Source organism: Sediminispirochaeta smaragdinae DSM 11293, from assembly GCF_000143985.1.
GTDB lineage: Bacteria > Spirochaetota > Spirochaetia > DSM-16054 > Sediminispirochaetaceae > Sediminispirochaeta > Sediminispirochaeta smaragdinae.
This window is the reverse complement of sequence record NC_014364.1, coordinates 3196246-3216024: the sequence shown is the minus strand read 5'-3', so window position 1 is coordinate 3216024 and position 19779 is coordinate 3196246. Positions and strand designations below refer to the sequence as shown.

The window sequence follows — 19779 nt, the reverse complement described above, 5'->3', positions numbered from 1 at the left end:
TATGCGATGAACGAGATGCTGTTGAAAGGGCATCCCTGTTTTGATAAAGAGGCGGCCGGGCATATTGCCCGGGTCCATCTGCCTGTTGCCCCAAAGTGCAATATCCAGTGCAAATATTGCAGCCGTAAATATGACTGTATCAACGAAGGCCGTCCTGGAGTCTCTTCTGCCGTCCTGAGTCCGGCCCAGGCAACCCTCTATCTTGAAAAGATTTCCCAGGTGGTAAAACCGGGGGTTGTCGGTATCGCAGGACCGGGAGATGCCTTTGCAGAGCCGGAAAAGACCCTTGAAACCCTGGACCGTTGCAGGCGTCTTTTCCCTGAGATGCTTTTTTGTCTTTCAACAAACGGATTAAACGCCCCCGATTATGTTGATGCCGTTGCCTCCCTCGGAGTGACCCATGTAACCGTGACCATTAATGCCCTCGACCCGCGGGTGGCCACATCGATATATAGTTGGGTGCGGTGTAAAAAACGCAATTATCGCGGTTTGGATGCGGCGGAGATCCTTCTTGAACGCCAGATCGAGACGGTAAGACGCCTCAAGGAGCGGGGGCTGATCGTAAAGATCAACACTCTGCTCATCCCCGGCATCAACGAGGGCGAGATCCCCTCCGTGGCAAGAAAGGCCTGTGAGCTTGGTTGCGATCTCATGAATATCATTCCACTGATCCCTGTGAAGGGGACCGAGTTTGCCGACCTGAAGGAGCCTTCCTGCAAGATTGTGGAGGAGATGCGCAGCTCCGCCGGAACATACATCAGGCAGTCACGCCACTGCAAGCGATGCAGGGCCGATGCGGCTGGGCTTTTGGGAGATGATATGCGGCAGGAGATAAGCGAGCTGCTTAGAGATGCTGCGAACACCAGCGACGGGTTTTCAGAATCGCGCAGCAAAATTGCCTTTGTCTCCCGGGAGGGTGTACTGGTGAATACACACCTCGGCGAGGCGGAAGAGGTTTTTATCGCAGAGTATGTGGATGGAGAAGCGGTTATATGTGAGCGCAGACCTGCCCCCGCCCGCGGCGGCGGAGATGCACGGTGGAAGGAGCTTGCGCGGCTTCTTGATGATTGTGCCTACCTCCTGGTCGGGGGCGTAGGCGAGAGACCTGGTTCCGTACTTGCCGCTTCCGGGCTAAAGGTCCTGGTCATCGAAGGTGTTGCAAGTGAGGCAGCCTTTAAGCTTTTTCACAATGCCGACATTTCCTATTTGAAAAAACGGCAGGTATGTGCTGCCGGTAAAACCTGTGTGGGTGCCGGCACCGGCTGCACATGATATATAAAGGAGGAAAGTATGACAAAACCGGAGAAGCAAATACTTGTCTGCGGCAGTTTCAGGGCCTCGGGGGAAAGCCAGGGGGGCTGTGAAAAGAAAGGGGCCATCGGTCTTGTTCCCTACATTCAGGAGGAACTTGCCGATCGAGGCATGGACGGGGTTTCCGTTGCCATGACCTCGTGCCTGAATATGTGCGACAGGGGGCCTGTCATGGCGATATTTCCTGACAACATCTGGTACGGAGGTGTGGACTCCGAGGATGTTGTCGATCAAATTCTCGATGCCCTTGAAGGGGGCCGGACGGTGGAGGAGCTCCTGTTGACCTGAACAGAAGGGCTCTCCCTGAGTGTTACGAATATTGGTGGTCTACAACATACAATTCTTTTTCTTATCGTCAATTGCAAAGATACACATAGAGAAATCAAGCAAGGAGGAAAAACCAAGGATTTTCCCTGCAAAAAGAACAAATTACCACCAGGATTCGGAACACTAGGTAAACGTTACATATGGCAGATTGATAAAGAAGTAGGGAGTGTTTCTCAGAGCAGTTCTTGCTGCCCTGTCAAATAGGTATGCTCCAATCTTAGAAGTTGATCCTTGACCTCAAGGCCCCCTCCGTAGCCAACCAATGAGCCGTCCGCTCCGATCACCCTGTGGCATGGAACGACGATAATGATGGGATTCTTGTTGTTTGCCAGTCCCACGGCGCGAAAGCCCTTGGGAGAGCCTACAACCTCGGCAATCTGTTTGTAGCTCCTTGTTTCGCCGTAGGGAATATCGAGCAAAGCCTTCCAAACACGCTTTTGAAACATTGTACCCTGAGGGGCAAGGGGAAGATCGAAACTTCTCCGCGTTCCTTCAAAATATTCTTTCAGCTCTTTGTAGGCTTCTTGTACGAGAATTGTTTCCTTTTCTTCTCCTTCGCTATGGGCCTTTCTTCCGGAAACAATCGATATTTCGACAATGGCATCTTCCAAAGTAGCGATACGAAGAGTTCCTATCGAAAAATCATACAGATAATAGCTTCTCATTGTTTCTCCTTTAGCGGTCGAAAAGTGTAGGCAATTTGTTGCGTAATCCTATGTAGCCGCTGAAACGGTACTCATCGTTTATTGCCATGGAGATCTGAGCTTCACCGATGATCGTATTGACAATGATCCCAACCGCTGCACCACTATAGTATAGAGGATCTTCTCCCAGGTCGGTCCAATCCTCTTTCCATGACATTCCTCCACTTGCCGCAAGCTGTGCATAGATTTCATTGCCGAAGCCCAGGGGCAGGCTGCCGATTTGGCGACGGACTCTCAATCCTGTTGCAAAAAGATTTTCCGAGCGAATTTCCTGGCGATAATAGCCATCCAGGCTTCCCGTTCCACCCATGGCTGGCAGATCCACGGAGCGGGGTGTACCGTGAAGCAAATTCTTGCTCAATGCCCATGGATTGATCACCCACCGTGACGAGGGAGATAAGAAGGCATTGCCCTCGGCATCTATTCTGACAATGTCGTTCCATCCCTCTTCCGCACCATAATCGACTTCAAGGGATGAATAGATTCCCCGTTTCGGGGTAAGAATGCGATCAAGTGTATCTATCGAGAGGCTTCCGTTTATACCGTAATGGCTCCATCCTTCCTGTTCGAATAAACTGTCGCCTATAAAGCGATCCAGATAACGGTATTCCCCGTAGGGTCTAATTATGATACCGGCGTGTCCTCGAAAGGGGAGGAGTATTGCGCAGTCACCTCCGAAACGCTGTAGGCTGTAGATTGCCGATACCTCGTCATCGTCGTAAAAATAGTGGGGATCCTGATGAATATATCCTCCTATGCTTATAAGTGTATTCCAGAATAGGGCTCTCGCCAAACCTGCTTTAAAGGAGGGCATCTCAGATATCCATGTTTGCACCAAGGCTGCAGAGCGTAGATCATCGGTAATAAATGAAATGTAGGCTGCCGTCATTTGGGCGTATGAGGCACTACGTTTCGTCACTGTACCTTCTATATTCAGACCAAGGCTCAGGAGAGATCTAGGAATTTGCTGTGCTTCCTCATCGATGATGAGCTGGTAACCATTATCCTTTGGTAAAAGGCGATACCAGATGTGGGCATAGGAACCATCGTCATAGAGGGCGTAGATCTTCTCCCTCAACTTGCTTCTCCCGATCTCCTCGGAGATATTCAGATCAAGGTATTCCTTTAAGCGATTTTCTCTTTCCTCCGATAGCTCTCCATTGATGGTTATGGAGGTGATGTGCAATTTTTGTTCAATATTCGCAGGCGATTTCGGGACCCTCCTTTTGCTTCCCTGAAGGGCCGCAATCCCCCGCAATTCAGGAAAGAGGGGCTCTGCCGCTTCATAGCCCGCAGCCACAAGTTCGCTTCCTCGTTCAAAGTCGGCAGCCGTAAAGCCCTGAAGATCAGGAGCAATAATAAGATCTGCTGCGGAAAGGCTCTCTTGTATCCGTTCCCTGATACGAATCTGGTCGGCTTGCGAGCTCACCGCAGCGATGGTTGTAAGCTCTTCGATATCATTTTTTAATCCCCCAAGAGGAACTACGATGATAATATCGGCTCCCATAGCCTTTGCAACCTGGGTAGGTGTGTTGTCTGCCCAACCTCCATCGATGAGGTACCGTCCCTTGTATTCAATTGGGGTGAAGATTCCTGGGACAGCCATGGATGCCCGTATCACCGTTTTGAGATCCCCTTTATCATAGACGACCCGCTCTCCGGTCACAAGATCCGCTGCAACGGCCCTGAATTTTCGGGGAAGGGTATCGAAGTCAAGTTCTGCCGGATACTTTTCCAGAAGACGATCAAGGAGTTCTACAACATGCTGAGCATGAAAGGCCCCGGCCGTTGTGGCCTTTTGTGAAGGGGTGAGTGCAATAGAAAAATGGTAACTGGAATAGAAAGCCTTTTGCCAGTACGGCAACTTACTCCGGTCGTGTTTATCGAAAAAGGTGTCCTTCCAGTCATTCGTCGTGACCAACGTTTCCATCGCTTTTGCGTCATAGCCTGCCGCATAAAGGGCACCTACAATACTTCCGATACTGGCGCCTATGACAATGTCGGGGTCGACTCCGGCCTCTTCAATGGCTCTAATAACGCCGATATGGGCAAAGCCAAGAGCACCTCCACCGGCTAAGACAAGGGCAACACTTGGGGAATCGCCATCATTCGTCTGCCGTATCTGACTTTGAGCCGCGGCATGGAACATAAACGTGCAAAGAAGGAGGGCGAGTATGAATGGCCTTTTCATGTATCATATTGTAGGTATTTTCTCTTCTATGTCTATCCTTTTTGCTTTTTGCGCAGATTCAAGGGCTATGAGGGGTGATGATCACCAATATTCGTAACACTAAACAAGAAAAGCCTTGCACCTTCTCTGACTCCGACGGTACACTCAATATGCTGATAGAATATACAATAGTGAAAAATATCTCAAATGAGGAGAAAAACGGTGGAAGAAGTGTCTCGAGTGGAACAACGCAAACGAGCAACGCGCGACCGTATTCTAAAAATCTGCGAAGAATTATTTATCCTTGAGAACGACTACGATAATGTAACCATGCGGGAGATCGCCCGTAGGGCTAAAGTGAGTGTCGGTGCCCTCTATCTTCATTTCAAAACCAAAGAAGATATTCTGGCAACGTTAATTGCCAGGTTTACGACAAAGCAGCGGGAGGATTTGGAAGCCTCTGTTCCCCCAAATGGCAACGGTGCACAACAGCTCGATAAACTACTTAACTTTTTCGACCAGCTGTGCAGTAATCCGCGGTTTGTTTTATACAGTCAGCTGCCCTTGCTTCATTTACGAAATGGCCACGCGATTGCAAATGCCATCCGACAAACCATTATTGATGATATGACCAGTTTTGTGGATTTTGTGACTGAAATTTTCCGCGAGGGAAAGGCCGATGGGTCTCTCAATTTTGATGTCGACCCCCATTTGGCGGCGGTTACCCTTGTCGATGCAAGTCTTTCCCTCATGCTTGGTATTACAATGCGAAGGACGTTTGGTAGTCTGCTTGCCTTTCCCTCCGGCGAATATAATGTTGGATCCATCTTTTCCGTTTTTCGAACCTTTCTGTCAAAGGCCATATTTCATTCTCATCATAAATCAACAGAAACAGGTTGACGAAGAAAAGTTTTTTTTTTACCTTCTCACTGAACGTTGTTCATAAATGAACGTTGTTCAATAGGAGATGGTTCATGAAGATAAAACGGACATTCTTTGGCCTCGTAATGTGTATTGTGCTTAGTGCGTGCTCCGGAGGAAAGCAGGATGGGGCTGTGGAGCAAAGTATTACGCAGATATACAAGGAAGAGGGATACCCTGTTCATGTTCGAGCAATTGAACCGGAAAATTTCTCGGTCTATCTGAAATTTCCGGCAGAATTCAAGGCAAGAACTCAGTCGACTGCATATGCCAGCATAAGTGAAGTGGTTCGAACTATTCGGTTCAAGGTAGGCGACTATGTGAAACGGGATCAGGTTGTGCTGTCCTTTTCTCAGGATAATTCGGCATATCAACAGGCCAAACTCTCTTTTGAGAATGCCAGGGCCGCCTATAACAGGACGAATAAACTCTATGCCGATGCCGGTGTTTCTCAGCAAGAGTACGATAATGCCAAGACCCAGTATGAACTTGCAAGGGAAGCGTTCAAATCAGCCGGAAAAATGGTTGAGGTTGAGTCTCCCATCAGTGGATTCATCACCCAGATAGACGTGAGAGCGTCTGCCAATGTTTCTCCTGGCGATCCTCTTTTTACCGTTTCGAATTTGGACGGCTACGAGGCCACCTTTTATGTCACTCCTTTGGATATCGATCAGATCAAGGTGGGCGCAAAGGCTGTTATTGCCACTCAAACCGAGACATTGAGTGGGCATATCTCAGAAGTGGCCCTCAATATGGATCCTCGGAAAAAAGCTTTTCTCGTAAAGGCATCTTTTGATGGTCAACCTAGAAGCTTGGTTAGTGGAATGAGTGTTGATATCTCTGTTGAGACATATACCACCGATACTGCCGTTATCGTTCAGCGAAGCGAACTCAACCATTCCGGAGACCAATGGTCAGCCTTTGTCGCCGATGGCAATAAGGCTGAGCGTAGAAAGCTTACCATCGGCCATGAGCGTAATCTTGAGCTGGAGGTCATCGACGGCTTGTCTCCAGGCGATCTGTTTGTTTCCGAGGGTGGCGACAAGCTTACCGACGGAGCACTACTCAAGATCATCGATGCCGACGAAGGCAAATAGGGAGTAGCTTATGCACATAGTTGATCTCTCCATTAAGCGTCCCGTCACCATACTGATGGTGATCTTCGCCCTCATTCTGTTTGGAGTGATGGCTTATATGTCGATGCCGATCAGTCTTTTTCCGAATGTAACGATTCCTTACATTACAATTCAGACTGTATATGCGGGAGCAAGTCCCGATGTCATCGAGACCCAGATCACGAAGAAAATCGAGGATCAAGTCGCTTCGGTCAGTCAGCTTAAAACACTAACCTCCTATTCGATGGATAGTGTTTCGGCCGTTATCGCGGAGTTTGAGATCAGTAAGGACGAAAATATCGCATTACAGGAAATAAAGGATAAGGTCGAGGTGATTCTCTCTGATCTTCCCGATGATGCGGAACGGCCTAAGATTTCAAAGGTTGATATTGCAAGTGCCATGCCGGTAATGAATATCGTTCTTGAAGGCGATATGGAGCCTTCGGCGCTCTATACATTCGGAAGCACCACGGTCAGCGATCGTTTTGCGCAGGTCGCCGGTGTCTCTTCCGTCGACCTTTCCGGGGGGCAAAAGCGGGAAATCAGGGTTGAGTTTGACCGATCCACGGTCTTTTCCCACATGGTTCCTCTTTCACAGGTTGCCGGAATCTTAGGGGCGGCAAGTGTTGATATTCCCGGTGGAAATTTCCAGTTGGAGGACCAGGATATTCCCGCCCGGCTGGAGGGAGAATTTGATGATTTGGATCAGATTCGAAATCTTGACATTCCCACGGGAACAGGGACCTTCAAACTGCGTCAGCTTGCCGATGTGAAAGATTCAAGTGAGGATGTTCGGGTACGGACGGTTTTGCTTGATCAGAAGGCAGGTACAAGGGAAGATAACGCAATATTGCTTGGTGTGGTGAAAAATCCCAGCGCCAATACCGTTGATGTTGTCGATGGCGTTACTGAACAAATCAAGGAAATTGAGGCTTCGTATCCGGGTATACGTCTTAAAATTGTAAAGGAAGATGCAAGCTATGTTCGTGAGTCGGTAGCCGGAACCTTGACGAACGTCTATTTGGGGATTATTTTTACCGGCCTTGTTCTTCTCTTCTTCCTTCATGATCTTCGTTCTACCCTGATTGTCGTCTTGGCCATGCCCTTTTCGATCATCGCCACCTTTCTCGTCATGAAAGCGGCGGGCATAAGTCTGAATATGTTGTCCCTTATGGGAATTTCCTGCTCCATTGGTACCCTGGTATCCAATTCGGTCGTTGTACTTGAAAATATCTTTCGACACAAAGAACTTGGACATGACCGTATTAATTCCGCATCCTTAGGTGCGAAAGAGGTTACCGTGGCCGTGTTCGCCTCTACCATGACCAATGTCGCGGTATTTGTACCCATGGGCTCCATGTCGGGAATGATGGGCAAGATTCTTGCCAACTTCGCTTACACCATTGTAATTGCTACGTTGTTTTCTTTTTTCGTTTCATTTACCTTAACGCCGATGATGGCATCCCGAATTCTTCCGGAAAAGGCCAAGAAGGAGCTTCCCATAAGTAAGGCTCTGGAGGCTATGTTCCGAAGGTGGGAAAAGGCCTACGGCAGGATACTTGGTGGAATGCTGAAGAATAAGGGACGCAGCGCGTTAGTCGTGTTTCTTATTATTGCCTTGTTCGGCTTTAGCATGCATTTAGGAGGGAATCTTAAATTTGAAAATATACCGCAGTCTGACGGTGGTAAAATCCAGGTGGATGTCGATCTGCCTCAGGGACAGCGCCTGGAGTCCACAGCATCGATACTGGAGGAAATTGAAGGGCGTCTCAGCCGCCACCCCGAAATCGAATCGATATTAACGACCTTGGGAACCCAGGGAATCATGGATGAGGATGTGAGCCTTGCGCAGATGACCGTCTATCTGGTTCCAAAATCAGAACGTAGCCAGGACAGTTCCGCTATGGCCTCCATGGTTGCCCGTGAACTTACCGATATTCCCGGTGTAACTATTAGGGTCATGCCTATCAGTGAGACCCAAAGTAGTAGTGTCGGAGGTTCGGTTGTCGATCTCTATCTCAAGGGGCCTGATCTCACCATTCTCCAGGAAAGCGCTGAAAAGATTAAATCCGTGATGGAATCGATCGAAGGTGTGACCAATGTCACCCTAAGTTCAAAGTCCGGCAAGCCTGAGCTGATTTTTCGGCCGAAACGCAAGCAGATCTCCGAAGACGGTATTTCTGTACAGCAGGTGGCTATTTCCTTGCGGGCAGCCGTAGACGGCATCGTTGCAACTAGCTACAAAGACGAAGGTGAGGAATACGATATCCTGGTTACGATGAAAGATAGCGAGTTTACGGATATCGACGACCTTAAGAATATTCCCATTGCTTCGGCAGTCGGCGTCTATCCCCTTTCGCGGTATGCGAATGTCTCCTTCGGAGAGGGAAATAGTAAAATCATGCGTTATAATCGGTTGCGCACAATAGAGATTACTGCCGACAACCTCCCCGGTTATGCCGGAGGTTCACTGGTAAACGAGATCATGGCTGCTATCGAACAAGTTGATCTTCCTCCCGGCTACACTATCGACCAAGGCGGCAGTACCGAAATGCTCAGTGAAACCGTTCATGATCTTATTGTGGTCTTTTTTATTGCCGTTATCCTGACCTATATGCTTTTGGCGGCAATCCTCGAAAGTTTTGTTCAGCCCTTGTTCATTCTTTCCACCGTTCCGCTCTCCATGATCGGTATCGTTTTGATTTGTCTTGCTACCGGGACCGTGCTCAATGTTGTGGCTATGCTCGGTATCATTATGTTGGTCGGTATCGTAGTGAATAATGGAATTCTTATCCTTGATTATTACAATCAGCTCAAGGCAAAAGGAAAAAGTACCCACGATGCCTTGGTGGAAGCCTCTGTCGTGAAGCTGAAGCCCGTTTTAATGAGCAATATCTCGATAGTACTTGGTATGCTCCCCATGGCACTGGGGATCGGAGGAGCAGGTGCCGAAATGCGTCAGCCCATGGGAATTGTCATTGTCGGTGGCATTGTCTCTGCCATGTTCCTGACCCTGTTCCTTCTGCCCTCCCTTGAGTTTTTGGCCCCTCACCGATCCGGTGCTTCGTCATCGCCCCTTCCTGCATCAACAGAAAAGAGAGGAGACTAATGAGGATGAGACGCATGTTTTTGTCTATATTAATGATACTAATGCTGGTCGGGGGATCTCTGCCGCTTTTTGCCTTCGATTATGATCTTGCCTCCTATTTGGAGAAGGTCGAAGCCGATAATCGTGATCTTGAGCTCTCCAGACAGCGGGTTGCTTCGGCACTGGAGAGTATCAAACAGACTCGCTCTGCCCTTTTGCCTACCATTGCGGTTGCCGGTGGTTACACGCGGAACTTTACCGACATTGAGCAGCCGACAGCCGTCGGCGCCGATACTACTGCGGCGCCGAGCCCTTTTTCTCCCTTTATCTATGAGGATGTCGATACCAATTACGATAACGAAATGACAATTGCCGCAAGTCTCAGTCAGAAGATCATCGATCCGGAGGCAACGGCCCGCTATGCGCAGGCAAGGAGAAACAGCCTCATACAAACGAATGTCAACGACTATACCAGAAAAAGCATCCTGACGGCGGCCAAAAAATTGTATGCCCAAACCCAGCTTGCCTTTGCCGTTGCCCAGGTGAGGGAAGAGTCGGAGAAGACCTCCAAAGAGGTGTACGACAATATTGAGAAAAAGTACAAGGCGGGCGTTGCAACGGAGCTTGATTTGAGAATGGCGGAGGTGGACTGGAAAAATGCCGTTACCCAGACAGCGGAAGCAAACAAGAATGCACAACTTGCCCTGATGACTCTGAAGACCCTTGCCGGTATTCCACAGGAGGAAGAGGTGCATTTGATTGAGAAGATCGATGTGCTTCCCGATCTGCCGGAAATTCCTGAGCTCGGGATTGTGCTTTCCTCGCGCTCCGATTATCAGGCCCAAGTCTTAAGCCGTGATATTGCCGATATTGCCTACAAATCGGCTCTTGCCTCGTATCTGCCGAGTATCAGCGGCACGCTGACCTATGCATATGGCGGTTACGGAAACGATTCTCTGAATGGTGATTATGATTTTACCAGTGTACAGCTGGGAGTGACGGTTTCCCTCCCGATTTTTACCGGAGGCTATCGCCAGTCCCTTGTGGAAAGTGCAAGGATCCAGCAGACAAATTCCTCGGTTGAGATTATGAAAAGCCAGGATCAGATTGAGCAGGATCTTTCTTCCCTGCATTTGCAGATGGTGGAGGCGAGGAGAAGACTTGATTCCGCTCATGCCCTGGTGGAAGCCTCAAGTCGGGCTGCATCACTTGCCCGGACTGCGCTCTCCAGCGGCTTGGGAACCCAGCTTGACGTATCCCGGGCTACTTCGAATCTTGCCCAGGCTCAGGTAGGCCTGCAAAACGCCATCTATACCTATCGTGCTCTCTATTACGATTGGCAGCTTGCAACCGGCAATTGAATCTTTATGCTTGTCTGTTTTGAAAAGCGTATTGTTCTTACTTTACCGGGGAAGGAGGTAGCGCCTTTCCCGGTACTATCGGCGTGATTCTACCTGGACGCGCAGACGCCGCTTGATGTTGTCGATATGCTCCATGCAGGATACCTGGGCGACTTCCCGGCTTCCGCTTGCAATGGCATCAACAATGGCCTCGTGCTCATCGGCGATGACCCGTGGATCAAGATAATCATCCTGACTTAATCGAATTTCTTCACGCATAAAAGCCCTGAGGGTCGAATATATCGAGGTGAATATCTCGTTCCCACCGCTTTTGATTATGATATTATGGAATTCGTAGTCGGCATCGATTCGGGATTCTTCCCGTGGTGTGCTGCCCGTTGCTCTCATCTGCCCGATGAGCCCTCGGAGTTGTTCCAGTGTGGCAATTGCTTCCTGGTGACCGGCCGCAACGCTTTCGGAAAGCCTGAGGGTACTCCACAACTCCAGTGCGCCGCGGATATCAATGAGTTCATGCAGTTCATGAGAGCCAAGCAATACCGACCAGGTAAGGGCCTCTGTCGAGATTGAGGTGTGATCACAAAGGTAGGTACCTCGTGCGGTCCTCGATTCGAGGATTCCGAGGTAATTGAAGATTTTGATCGCCTCCCGAATAGAGGAACGTCCAATGCCAAATTGCTCCGCCAACTGCTGTTCGGTCGGAATCTTGTCTCCCGGCCGATATGCGCCACTGGCTATCATCCGGCGAATGTGCTCCATTACCTGAGCTACTACTGTTCGTTGTCGTATTTTGTCATCGCCGTCATTCATGATATTTGTATGATAATCGAATCTAGTATTTTTGGCCACAGCTTTTCTCCCGATGCCGAGATTTTTGTAGACATTTTTGGATTAGTATAATATCATAATTTCAGACAAAGTTGAAATCTTGAATGAAAGGAGTTTCCGGCATGCTGCAGGAAAGCGAGCACGAAGCGTTGAAACGGAAGGCTTTGGAAATTAGAAAGCTGACCATTGATGAAATTGGATACCTTGGGGTCGGTCATATCGGCGGGGCGATGTCCGTCGTCGAGGTGCTCACCCTTTTGTATGGAAAATGGCTGAGGATCGATCCCGCCGATCCGAAAAAGGAAGAGAGGGACAGAGTTGTCCTTTCCAAGGGCCATGCAGGACCCGCCCTTTATGCCGTGTTGGCCGATAAGGGCTATTTCCCTATGGAATGGCTTCATACCCTGAATAAGGGGGGGACACGGCTGCCGAGCCATTGTGATATGAAGTTGACCCCGGGAATCGACTTTTCCACCGGTAGCCTCGGACAGGGTTCCAGTGCGGCCGTAGGGATTGCCCTCGGTCAAAAACTGCGTAAGCAGGAGTCGAGGACCTTCCTCATTCTTGGTGATGGTGAGAGCCAGGAGGGGCAGGTGTGGGAGGCCGCGATGTTTGCAGCTCATTACCACCTTGACAACCTCATCGCCTTTACCGACTACAATAAGCAGCAGCTTGACGGTATGACCGGTGATATTATGAGTATAGATGACATCACCACAAAATATAACGGATTTGGCTGGCATGTTCAGCGTGTGGACGGTCACTGCTTTCCTTCCATCAATAGGGCAATCGAGCGGGCCGTGGAAGAGAAGGGAAGACCCCACATGATCGTCCTGGACACCCTGAAGAGTAAGGGCTTTATTCCCGGGGAAGGGGTCCTTTCTAATCATAATATGAGCTTTTCCTATGAAACGGCAAAAGAAGCGATCGCCGAACTCGAGCGGCGGGAAGGAGCTGCAAAATGAAACCCTTTGACGAGTATAAAGATATGCGGGCGGTCTATGCCGATACCTTAGTCGAGCTTGCAGCAGAAGATCCCAATATTCTTGTTCTTGAGGCCGATCTCATGGCTGCCAGTGGGACCAAGGCCTTTCGAGATGCCTATCCCGATCGTCTTCTGAATGCAGGTATTGCCGAAGCAAATATGGTTGGTGTGGCATCCGGGCTTTCATCTATGGGCTTTATTCCCTTTGCAAACACCTTTGCCTCTTTTGCCGGACGCAGAGATTTTGATCAGTTTTTCCTCTCTGCCAATTATGCCGGACAGAACGTCAAACTTGTCGGTAGTGACCCCGGTATTACCGCCCAATTTAACGGTGGGACCCATATGCCTTTTGAAGATATCGTTCTTATGCGTGCGGTTCCAGGCCTTGTCCTTGTTGAGCCCTCTGATGCCGTTTCCATGCATGCAATTACAAGGCTCCTTGCCGAACACAAGGGGTCGACATATATGCGGCTTCAGAGAAAGGGTGCGGTAACCCGGTATAAAGCCGATCAAAAGTTCGAGCTGGGAAAGGGAATCGTCCTCAGCGAAGGGGATGATGCGGCGATCTTTGCAAGCGGTATGGTGATGGTAAATGAGGCGGTAGAGGCGGCCAAGCTGTTGAAAGAAAAGGGTATTTCTGCTGCCGTGATCGATATCCATACGATCAAGCCTCTTGATGCGGATCTCGTTTTGGAGATGGCCGAACATACCGGTGCCATTGTAACGGCCGAAAACGGCCAGCGCTCCGGAGGGCTCGGTGCCGCAGTTGCCGAACTTATCGGTGAGAATATTCCCACCCCTGTGGTCAGGGTGGGAGTCAAAGACCTTTTCGGTGAGGTTGGTACTCTCGACTATTTGAAAAAGAGGTTTGAGCTTACTGCGGAAGATATTGTCTCTGCAGTGGAGCGGGCCCTCTTTCTAAAAAAGAAACATTAATCGCTTTGTGGAAGGCTCCGGTGGTCGGGAGCGCAACCCCGTCTCGGGGCCTTCCTTCCCTTCGCTTATTATTCCATATTTATATTCAGTAGGAGTGCAAACGTTTTCAGATTCTAATACATCATGAAGAAAGCTTTTTTTCATAGTATTTCCTACGCTTGCCGGAAAGAGTAGGGCTACAGCCTCACGTTTATTAAAATTATGCATTGACAATCAAAAAAAATGGAGGGATAATTTTAACGAAATGACAACGTTTGCAAATATATTTATTGCTTGAAGTTGGGAGTCGAAAAAATGGGAAGGTTTTTTCTTGTTGCAGATGTGGATAAGAAAGCAAAAGAAGGTGAGAGGAGCTATATATGGATAAGATAAAGATTGGTTCCGTCGGCCTGGGGCGATTGGGACTTAGGCACGCTGAAAATCTTGCGTCCAAGATTATGGGTGCACAGTTGATAGCACTCTGCGACGTTGATGATCGAAAGCTTAACGATACGGCGGATCGCTTGGGTGTTGCTCATCGGTTTTCCGATTTTGAAGCAATGCTGAAACTTCCGGAACTTGATGCAGTACTCATTGCCTCTCCTTCGGCTCTTCATACCGGACAGATCTCTTCCGCTTTAGCCGCTGGCAAGCATGTATTTACGGAAAAACCCTTGGGGGTTACCGTAGAGGAGTGCAAGGCAGCCGAAAAGGCTGTCGAGAAATATCCCGACAGGGTCTTTATGATTGGCTTTATGCGCCGTTTCGACGACTCTTACATGTACGCCCATGAGAAGGTGATTTCTGGGCAGATTGGTCGTCCGATTCTTTTTCGTTCATACAGCCAGGACCCTGAAAAGTTTATCGACGGGGCTATAGCCTTTGCTCCCCATAGCGGGGGGGAATTTCTCGACATGGCGGTTCACGATATCGATCTTGCCCGTTGGTTCCTGCAGGATGAGCCGGAAAGTGTTTATGCTATCGGCGGCTGTTATGCTCATCCTGAGTTTGCACAATATAAGGACGGCGATAATGTCTCCTGCCTGATGAAATTCCGCAACGAGGCAATGGCCTTCCTTTTTGCCGGGAGAACCGCCCCCCACGGTTATAATGTGGAAACCGAGATCATCGGAACGAAGGGAACCTTGCGAATTGCATCTGTCCCCCAGAAAAACCTCGTGGAGGTTCTCGATTCCCATGGCGTGCGCAGGGAGTGCAGTGAAAATTTTCTTGAGCGATTTTCCGCAAGCTATGTAAACGAGGTGCAGGAGTTTGTCGACTCAATTCGCTATAGACGAAAACCGGCGGTAACGGTGTATGATGGTACAAAGGTGAGCGAAATCGCCTACAGATGCAAAGAGGCATTTGAACGTGGCACTATGTTGAGGTTTTAAATGGAAGATTCGCAGGTTACCATCAAGGACATTGCAAAAATAGCCGGGGTCAGTTTTTCTACGGTTTCCCGTTCCCTGAACAATAGTCCGCTGGTTGCGGAAAAGACAAGACGTCGAATTTCCGAGATAGCAGATGAACTCGGCTTCGAGTTCAATGCTTCGGCCCGTGGATTGATCACGAAACAGGTGGGAACCGTAGGAATCATTCTTCCCGACCAGTATACCGAAGTGGCGGTAAATGTCTATCACGGCATGTTGATGAATAGCCTGCGGACGATTCTCGAAAAGAAGGATGTCGATCTTATCGTTTCCTACGAAAAAAATCATTTCACCGGGAAGAACAATACTGTGCGCCTGGTGACTCGAAATAAGGTCGACGGGCTTATTATTCTCGTAGAAACCATTCAGAAGGAGACTCTCGACTTTCTCGAATCGAAAAACATTCCCTTTGTCTGTACCCATTATCCCCCTATCGAGATACTCAAGGATCAGGATGTCGTGTATACCGATCATCTGGCCGGGGGGCGGATGATCGCCGAGTACTTTCTTGAAAGCGGCAGAAATTCTTTTTTGATTCTTGCCCAGGATATTGATCCCCTTGAGTTTAAGATGCGGGAGGATGGGTTTAGAGATACGGTAGAGCGGGCAGGTAAACCGGTAAAAAGGTTGACCTGTAAAAAGGGATTCGACACGGCATACCTTGCCGTGAAGCATTCCCCGGATCTCCTCGATGGTGTGGATGCGCTTTTTGCAATGAACGACATCATGGCCCTGGGGGCAATGAAGGGGCTCAAGGAGCTTGGTTTCAGAATCCCTGAGGATATTGCGGTGGTCGGTTACGATGACATTGATTTTGCCAAATATAGTGATCCACCGCTCTCTTCCATCCACCAGCCGAGGGAAGAGCTTGCCGTTCTCTCTTGTGAACGACTCTTTTTTCAGATGGAGAAGCAGAAATCAGGCATGCCGATGATGAAAAAGCGTATCACCATTCAACCCGTACTCATTGTAAGGGAATCATCGTAAGAGAAGGATCGAACCAAAACTATGATAGTAAAGAACGAACATGAAAAGCATTATGGGTATACCCCAATTACCGAACGAAAAGGGAAGCATCAGGAACTGCTTCTCGATTTTGGAATCCTGCGGCTAAGGGCAGGAGAGAGTTGGAGCGATAGTTCCGATACCGAACGGGCCCTCCTCCTTATTGAAGGAGAGGTCGTGTTTGAATGGGAAGGAAAAAGCTTCCATGCAACGCGAAACTCCTGCTTTGACGAAACTCCGATTGTGCTCCATCTCCCTCGTTCGGTTAAGGCCTCTGTGATCGCAAAGAAGGAGAGCGAGATTGCCCTCGAGATGTGCGAGAATCCCCAGGCTTTCGAGCCCAAGCTTTACGACAAGGGAGATACGCGAAGCGATATCTTCGGCGGCGGAACCTTGAACGAAACCTCGATTCGAACCGTCAGAACCGTCTTCGACGGTGAGATCGCTCCCTATTCAAATATGGTGATGGGGGAAGTAATAAACCATCCCGGGAAATGGTCGAGCTATCCTCCCCATGATCATCCTCAGCCAGAGATCTACTATTACCATTTCTTCCCGAAACAGGGATTCGGTGTTTCACTTCTGGAAGACGACGCCTTTATCGTGAAAGACGGAGACACCAGTCTGATCCATCCCGATAAAACCCACTCTCAGGTGGCGGCCCCCGGCTATGCCATGTATTACATCTGGATGATCCCTCACCTTCCCAATGACCGCTGGCTGCCGACCACTCGATACTATCGCCAGGAGCATCAGTGGCTTTTGGAAAAAGATGTGAAAATCTGGCCTGAACGAAAAAAAACGGAGGATAAAGCATGAAAACTGTTAGACTTACGGTTGGACAAGCGATTGTTCGTTTTCTTGACAACCAGTATATTTCAACGGATGGAAAGGAAGAGAAGTACGTAAACGGCGTTTTCGGTATCTTCGGCCACGGTTGTGTCGTCGGCCTCGGTGAGGCCCTTCAGGAACCGAATCACGGTCTGAAATTCTACCAGGGGCACAACGAGCAGGGGATGACCCATGCCGCAATCGCCTATGCGAAGCAGAACAACAGGCGAAAGATCATGGCGGTAACCAGTTCCATCGGCCCCGGAGCCCTCAATATGGTGACCGCCGCGGCCCTTGCCAGCGTCAACAGGATTCCCGTGCTTCTGATGCCCGGTGATGCTTTTGCCTGCCGCCAGCCCGATCCCGTCCTTCAGCAGGTGGAGCAGTTTCACGATTATACCGTCACGGCCAATGATGCCTTCAAAGCGGTCTGCCGCTATTGGGACCGTGTAAGCCGGCCCGAGCAGCTTATGACTGCCCTTATGAACGCCTTCCGTGTCCTTACCGATCCGGCACAGACCGGGGCCGTCTGTCTGGCCTTGCCCCAGGATGTCCAGGCCGAGGCATGGGACTATCCGGAATCCTTCTTCCGCAAACGTGTTCATTATATAGAGCGGAGAACCCTCTCTCCCGAAGCCCTCGACCGTGCGGCCAAGATTATCGCCGGTAAAAAGAAACCCCTGGCCATCTGCGGCGGCGGTGTACGCTATTCGGAGGCCGGGAAGGCCCTGGCCGATTTCTGTAGCCGTTTGGGGATTCCCTTCGGGGAGACTCAGGCCGGAAAATCGGCGGTTGTGTGGGACCACGAGATGAATCTCGGCGGTATCGGCGCAACCGGAGGCTTGGCGGCAAACCAGCTTGCGCCCCAGGCTGATCTTATCATTGCCGTGGGAACCAGGCTCTCCGACTTTACCACCTCCAGTAAATGGCTTTTCAAGAATCCCGATGCGGAATTCCTTTCTCTGAATGTTAACTCCTTCGATGCCCTGAAGATGGATGCCCATGCCTTTATCTGCGATGCCAGGGAAGGTTTGACCGCCCTGGAAGGTTCCTTGGCAAAAAAAGGCTACCATGCCGATTGGGGAAGTGCGGTTGCCGATGCAAAAGCGGCCTGGAAAACGGAAGTGGACAAGCTCTATGCAGCGGAGCTTCCCGGCAATAGTTATTCCCAGCTGCGTGCCCTCGGCCTCCTAAACGAGGAGCTCTTGGACGATGATGCGATCGTCGTTGGTGCCTCCGGCAGTCTGCCCGGCGACCTTCAGCGGGTATGGCGTCCCAAAAAGCGTGAAACCTATCACATGGAATACGGCTTCTCCTGCATGGGGTATGAGGTTTCCGGCTCCTTCGGTGTGAAACTTGCAGCCCCCGAGCGGGAAGTCTACGCCATGACCGGTGATGGAAGCTTTGTTATGCTTCATTCGGAGCTTCTGACATCCATTCAGGAAGGACAGAAGATCAATGTTCTGCTCTTCGACAACAACGGTTTCGGTTGTATCGATAACCTCCAGCGGAGCCAGGGCATCCCCAAGTTCGGCTGTGAGCTGAAATTCCGCAATCCGGAAACCGGACGGCTTGACGAAGGGGGCAAGCCCGTACCCGTCGATTATGCCAAGATAGCCGAAGGTTACGGCTGCAAGGTGTGGACGGTGCATAATTCCGAAGAGCTCCGCAAGGCCATGAGCGAGGCGAAGAAGAGCACCGTTTCGACCCTTATCGATATCAAAGTCGATTTTGATTCGATGTCCGGTGACTATGAGAGTTGGTGGAGGGTCGGGACTCCCGAGGTTTCCCTGAAGCAGTCGGTCCTCGATGCCCATGAGCGACTGATAAAAGAGATAGCCAAAGCACGGCAATTTTAGTGCCGATGCGATTATATGTATAAGGACGGTTGAGTATGGACAGCAAAAAAGTCCGGCTGGGAATCGCTCCCATCGCCTGGACAAACGATGACCTTCCGGAGTTAGGAGGTGAAAACACCTTCGAACAGTGTGTCAGTGAAATGGCCCTGGCAGGTTTTACCGGTTCGGAGGTTGGAAACAAGTATCCTAAAGATCCGGCTGTACTAAAAGAATACCTCGACATACGGGGAATCAGCATCTGTAATCAGTGGTTTAGCTCCTTTCTTGCTTCAAAACCCTATGCCGAGGTTGAAGCGCTTTTCAGAGAGCAACTGGATTTTCTTGGAAAGATGGGTGCCCGGGTGATTGGTCCGTCGGAACAAACCCGGTCCTGTCAGGGGCAGCCGTTGCCGATTTTCTCCAAGAAGGCTGTGTTTTCCTCAGAGGAATGGAAGCAATTGACCGACGGCATGAACCGCCTCGGTCATGTTGCCAAGGAAGAAGGGTTTCGCATGGCCTTTCACCATCACATGGGAACCGGCGTCCAGACCATTGAAGAAACCGAGCGCTTCCTCAACGACACGAACCCCGAATATGTCTGGCTTCTCTACGATTCCGGCCACTTCGCGTTTTCCGGCGAGGACCCTGTAGCTGCACTGCGGAAATTCATCGGTCGGGTAGGCCATGTCCACCTCAAAGACGTACGTCCCCAAACATATGCAGAGGTGAAAAAGAAGGACCTCTCCTTCCTTGATGCGGTTCGGCTTGGGGTGTTTACCATTCCCGGCGACGGCAGTGTCGATTTCCCGTCGATCTTTTCAATTCTCGAGGAGAACGACTATCAGGGCTGGATGGTTGTTGAGGCGGAACAGGATCCTGCCAAAGCCAACCCCTTTGTTTATGCAAAAAATGCACGAAGTTATATTCGAAAGCATACCGGACTTTAGAGC

At 49.9% G+C, this 19779-nt stretch carries 16 protein-coding genes; 13 read left to right on the top strand and 3 right to left on the bottom strand.

The genetic code is table 11. The annotated features are described in order from the left end of the window. Positions 1-6 precede the first annotated feature (6 nt). Both SPIRS_RS15155 and SPIRS_RS15150 read left to right on the top strand, forming a co-directional pair. Positions 7-1272, top strand: a complete 1266-nt coding sequence (locus tag SPIRS_RS15155) for a radical SAM protein (protein ID WP_013255562.1) — start codon at positions 7-9, stop codon at positions 1270-1272. A gap of 18 nt (positions 1273-1290) precedes the next feature. Beyond that, positions 1291-1599 (top strand): (2Fe-2S) ferredoxin domain-containing protein, encoded by a 309-nt coding sequence (locus SPIRS_RS15150; RefSeq protein ID WP_013255561.1) that lies wholly within the window; start codon positions 1291-1293, stop codon positions 1597-1599. Between the two features lie 212 nt (positions 1600-1811). On the opposite strand, the gene SPIRS_RS22765 is transcribed toward SPIRS_RS15150, so the two are convergent. Together SPIRS_RS22765 and SPIRS_RS15140 are read right to left on the bottom strand one after the other, a co-directional pair. After that, entirely contained in the window at positions 1812-2303 is a 492-nt protein-coding gene (locus tag SPIRS_RS22765) for a methylated-DNA--[protein]-cysteine S-methyltransferase (RefSeq protein ID WP_013255560.1), read from the bottom strand. 10 nt (positions 2304-2313) lie between these two features. Next, the gene (locus SPIRS_RS15140) at positions 2314-4533 is read right to left on the bottom strand and encodes a patatin-like phospholipase family protein (protein ID WP_013255559.1); all 2220 of its coding nucleotides are present in this window, start codon (positions 4531-4533) and stop codon (positions 2314-2316) included. Positions 4534-4734: 201 nt separating this feature from the next. Between SPIRS_RS15140 and SPIRS_RS15135 the strand changes: the two genes are divergently transcribed. From SPIRS_RS15135 to SPIRS_RS15120, 4 genes are all read left to right on the top strand, one after another. Further along, entirely contained in the window at positions 4735-5412 is a 678-nt protein-coding gene (locus SPIRS_RS15135) for a TetR/AcrR family transcriptional regulator (protein ID WP_013255558.1), read from the top strand. Between the two features lie 74 nt (positions 5413-5486). Next, the gene (locus SPIRS_RS15130; RefSeq protein ID WP_013255557.1) at positions 5487-6530 is read left to right on the top strand and encodes an efflux RND transporter periplasmic adaptor subunit; all 1044 of its coding nucleotides are present in this window, start codon (positions 5487-5489) and stop codon (positions 6528-6530) included. A 10-nt stretch (positions 6531-6540) separates the two neighbouring features. Further along, a complete protein-coding gene (locus tag SPIRS_RS15125; protein WP_013255556.1) occupies positions 6541-9657 on the top strand; it encodes an efflux RND transporter permease subunit in 3117 nt (1038 codons plus the stop codon). Between the two features lie 5 nt (positions 9658-9662). Continuing rightward, positions 9663-10997 carry a TolC family protein gene (locus SPIRS_RS15120; RefSeq protein WP_013255555.1) on the top strand — a complete coding sequence of 445 codons (1335 nt, stop codon included), beginning with the start codon at positions 9663-9665 and terminating at the stop codon, positions 10995-10997. A 75-nt stretch (positions 10998-11072) separates the two neighbouring features. On the opposite strand, the gene SPIRS_RS15115 is transcribed toward SPIRS_RS15120, so the two are convergent. Continuing rightward, a complete protein-coding gene (locus SPIRS_RS15115) occupies positions 11073-11843 on the bottom strand; it encodes a FadR/GntR family transcriptional regulator (protein ID WP_013255554.1) in 771 nt (256 codons plus the stop codon). Between the two features lie 101 nt (positions 11844-11944). Between SPIRS_RS15115 and SPIRS_RS15110 the strand changes: the two genes are divergently transcribed. The 7 genes from SPIRS_RS15110 to iolE all read left to right on the top strand — a co-directional run bounded on the left by SPIRS_RS15110 (position 11945) and on the right by iolE (position 19776). Then, the gene (locus SPIRS_RS15110; RefSeq protein WP_013255553.1) at positions 11945-12787 is read left to right on the top strand and encodes a transketolase; all 843 of its coding nucleotides are present in this window, start codon (positions 11945-11947) and stop codon (positions 12785-12787) included. Then, a complete protein-coding gene (locus tag SPIRS_RS15105; RefSeq protein WP_013255552.1) occupies positions 12784-13743 on the top strand; it encodes a transketolase family protein in 960 nt (319 codons plus the stop codon). The genes SPIRS_RS15110 and SPIRS_RS15105 overlap by 4 nt, the downstream gene beginning before the upstream one ends. A gap of 359 nt (positions 13744-14102) precedes the next feature. After that, on the top strand, positions 14103-15116 hold the full coding sequence (gene iolG, locus SPIRS_RS15100; RefSeq protein ID WP_013255551.1) for an inositol 2-dehydrogenase: 1014 nt from the start codon (positions 14103-14105) through the stop codon (positions 15114-15116). After that, the gene (locus SPIRS_RS15095; protein WP_013255550.1) at positions 15117-16142 is read left to right on the top strand and encodes a LacI family DNA-binding transcriptional regulator; all 1026 of its coding nucleotides are present in this window, start codon (positions 15117-15119) and stop codon (positions 16140-16142) included. Positions 16143-16163: 21 nt separating this feature from the next. Further along, positions 16164-16979 (top strand): 5-deoxy-glucuronate isomerase, encoded by an 816-nt coding sequence (locus tag SPIRS_RS15090; RefSeq protein ID WP_013255549.1) that lies wholly within the window; start codon positions 16164-16166, stop codon positions 16977-16979. Beyond that, the gene (iolD, locus tag SPIRS_RS15085; protein WP_013255548.1) at positions 16976-18850 is read left to right on the top strand and encodes a 3D-(3,5/4)-trihydroxycyclohexane-1,2-dione acylhydrolase (decyclizing); all 1875 of its coding nucleotides are present in this window, start codon (positions 16976-16978) and stop codon (positions 18848-18850) included. The genes SPIRS_RS15090 and iolD overlap by 4 nt, the downstream gene beginning before the upstream one ends. A gap of 35 nt (positions 18851-18885) precedes the next feature. Continuing rightward, complete coding sequence (iolE, locus tag SPIRS_RS15080; RefSeq protein WP_013255547.1) at positions 18886-19776, top strand: myo-inosose-2 dehydratase; 891 nt, start codon at positions 18886-18888, stop codon at positions 19774-19776. The last annotated feature ends 3 nt before the right edge of the window (positions 19777-19779 follow it).

Coding starts and splice junctions, on each gene's coding strand:
- SPIRS_RS15105 (WP_013255552.1), top strand. CDS start 12,784: ATGAAACCCTTTGACGAGTATAAAGATATGCGGGCGGTCTATGCCGAT.
- iolG (WP_013255551.1), top strand. CDS start 14,103: ATGGATAAGATAAAGATTGGTTCCGTCGGCCTGGGGCGATTGGGACTT.
- SPIRS_RS15155 (WP_013255562.1), top strand. CDS start 7: ATGAACGAGATGCTGTTGAAAGGGCATCCCTGTTTTGATAAAGAGGCG.
- SPIRS_RS15090 (WP_013255549.1), top strand. CDS start 16,164: ATGATAGTAAAGAACGAACATGAAAAGCATTATGGGTATACCCCAATT.
- SPIRS_RS15125 (WP_013255556.1), top strand. CDS start 6,541: ATGCACATAGTTGATCTCTCCATTAAGCGTCCCGTCACCATACTGATG.
- SPIRS_RS22765 (WP_013255560.1), bottom strand. CDS start 2,303: ATGAGAAGCTATTATCTGTATGATTTTTCGATAGGAACTCTTCGTATC.
- SPIRS_RS15120 (WP_013255555.1), top strand. CDS start 9,663: ATGAGACGCATGTTTTTGTCTATATTAATGATACTAATGCTGGTCGGG.
- SPIRS_RS15130 (WP_013255557.1), top strand. CDS start 5,487: ATGAAGATAAAACGGACATTCTTTGGCCTCGTAATGTGTATTGTGCTT.
- SPIRS_RS15110 (WP_013255553.1), top strand. CDS start 11,945: ATGCTGCAGGAAAGCGAGCACGAAGCGTTGAAACGGAAGGCTTTGGAA.
- SPIRS_RS15140 (WP_013255559.1), bottom strand. CDS start 4,533: ATGAAAAGGCCATTCATACTCGCCCTCCTTCTTTGCACGTTTATGTTC.
- iolE (WP_013255547.1), top strand. CDS start 18,886: ATGGACAGCAAAAAAGTCCGGCTGGGAATCGCTCCCATCGCCTGGACA.
- iolD (WP_013255548.1), top strand. CDS start 16,976: ATGAAAACTGTTAGACTTACGGTTGGACAAGCGATTGTTCGTTTTCTT.
- SPIRS_RS15150 (WP_013255561.1), top strand. CDS start 1,291: ATGACAAAACCGGAGAAGCAAATACTTGTCTGCGGCAGTTTCAGGGCC.
- SPIRS_RS15095 (WP_013255550.1), top strand. CDS start 15,117: ATGGAAGATTCGCAGGTTACCATCAAGGACATTGCAAAAATAGCCGGG.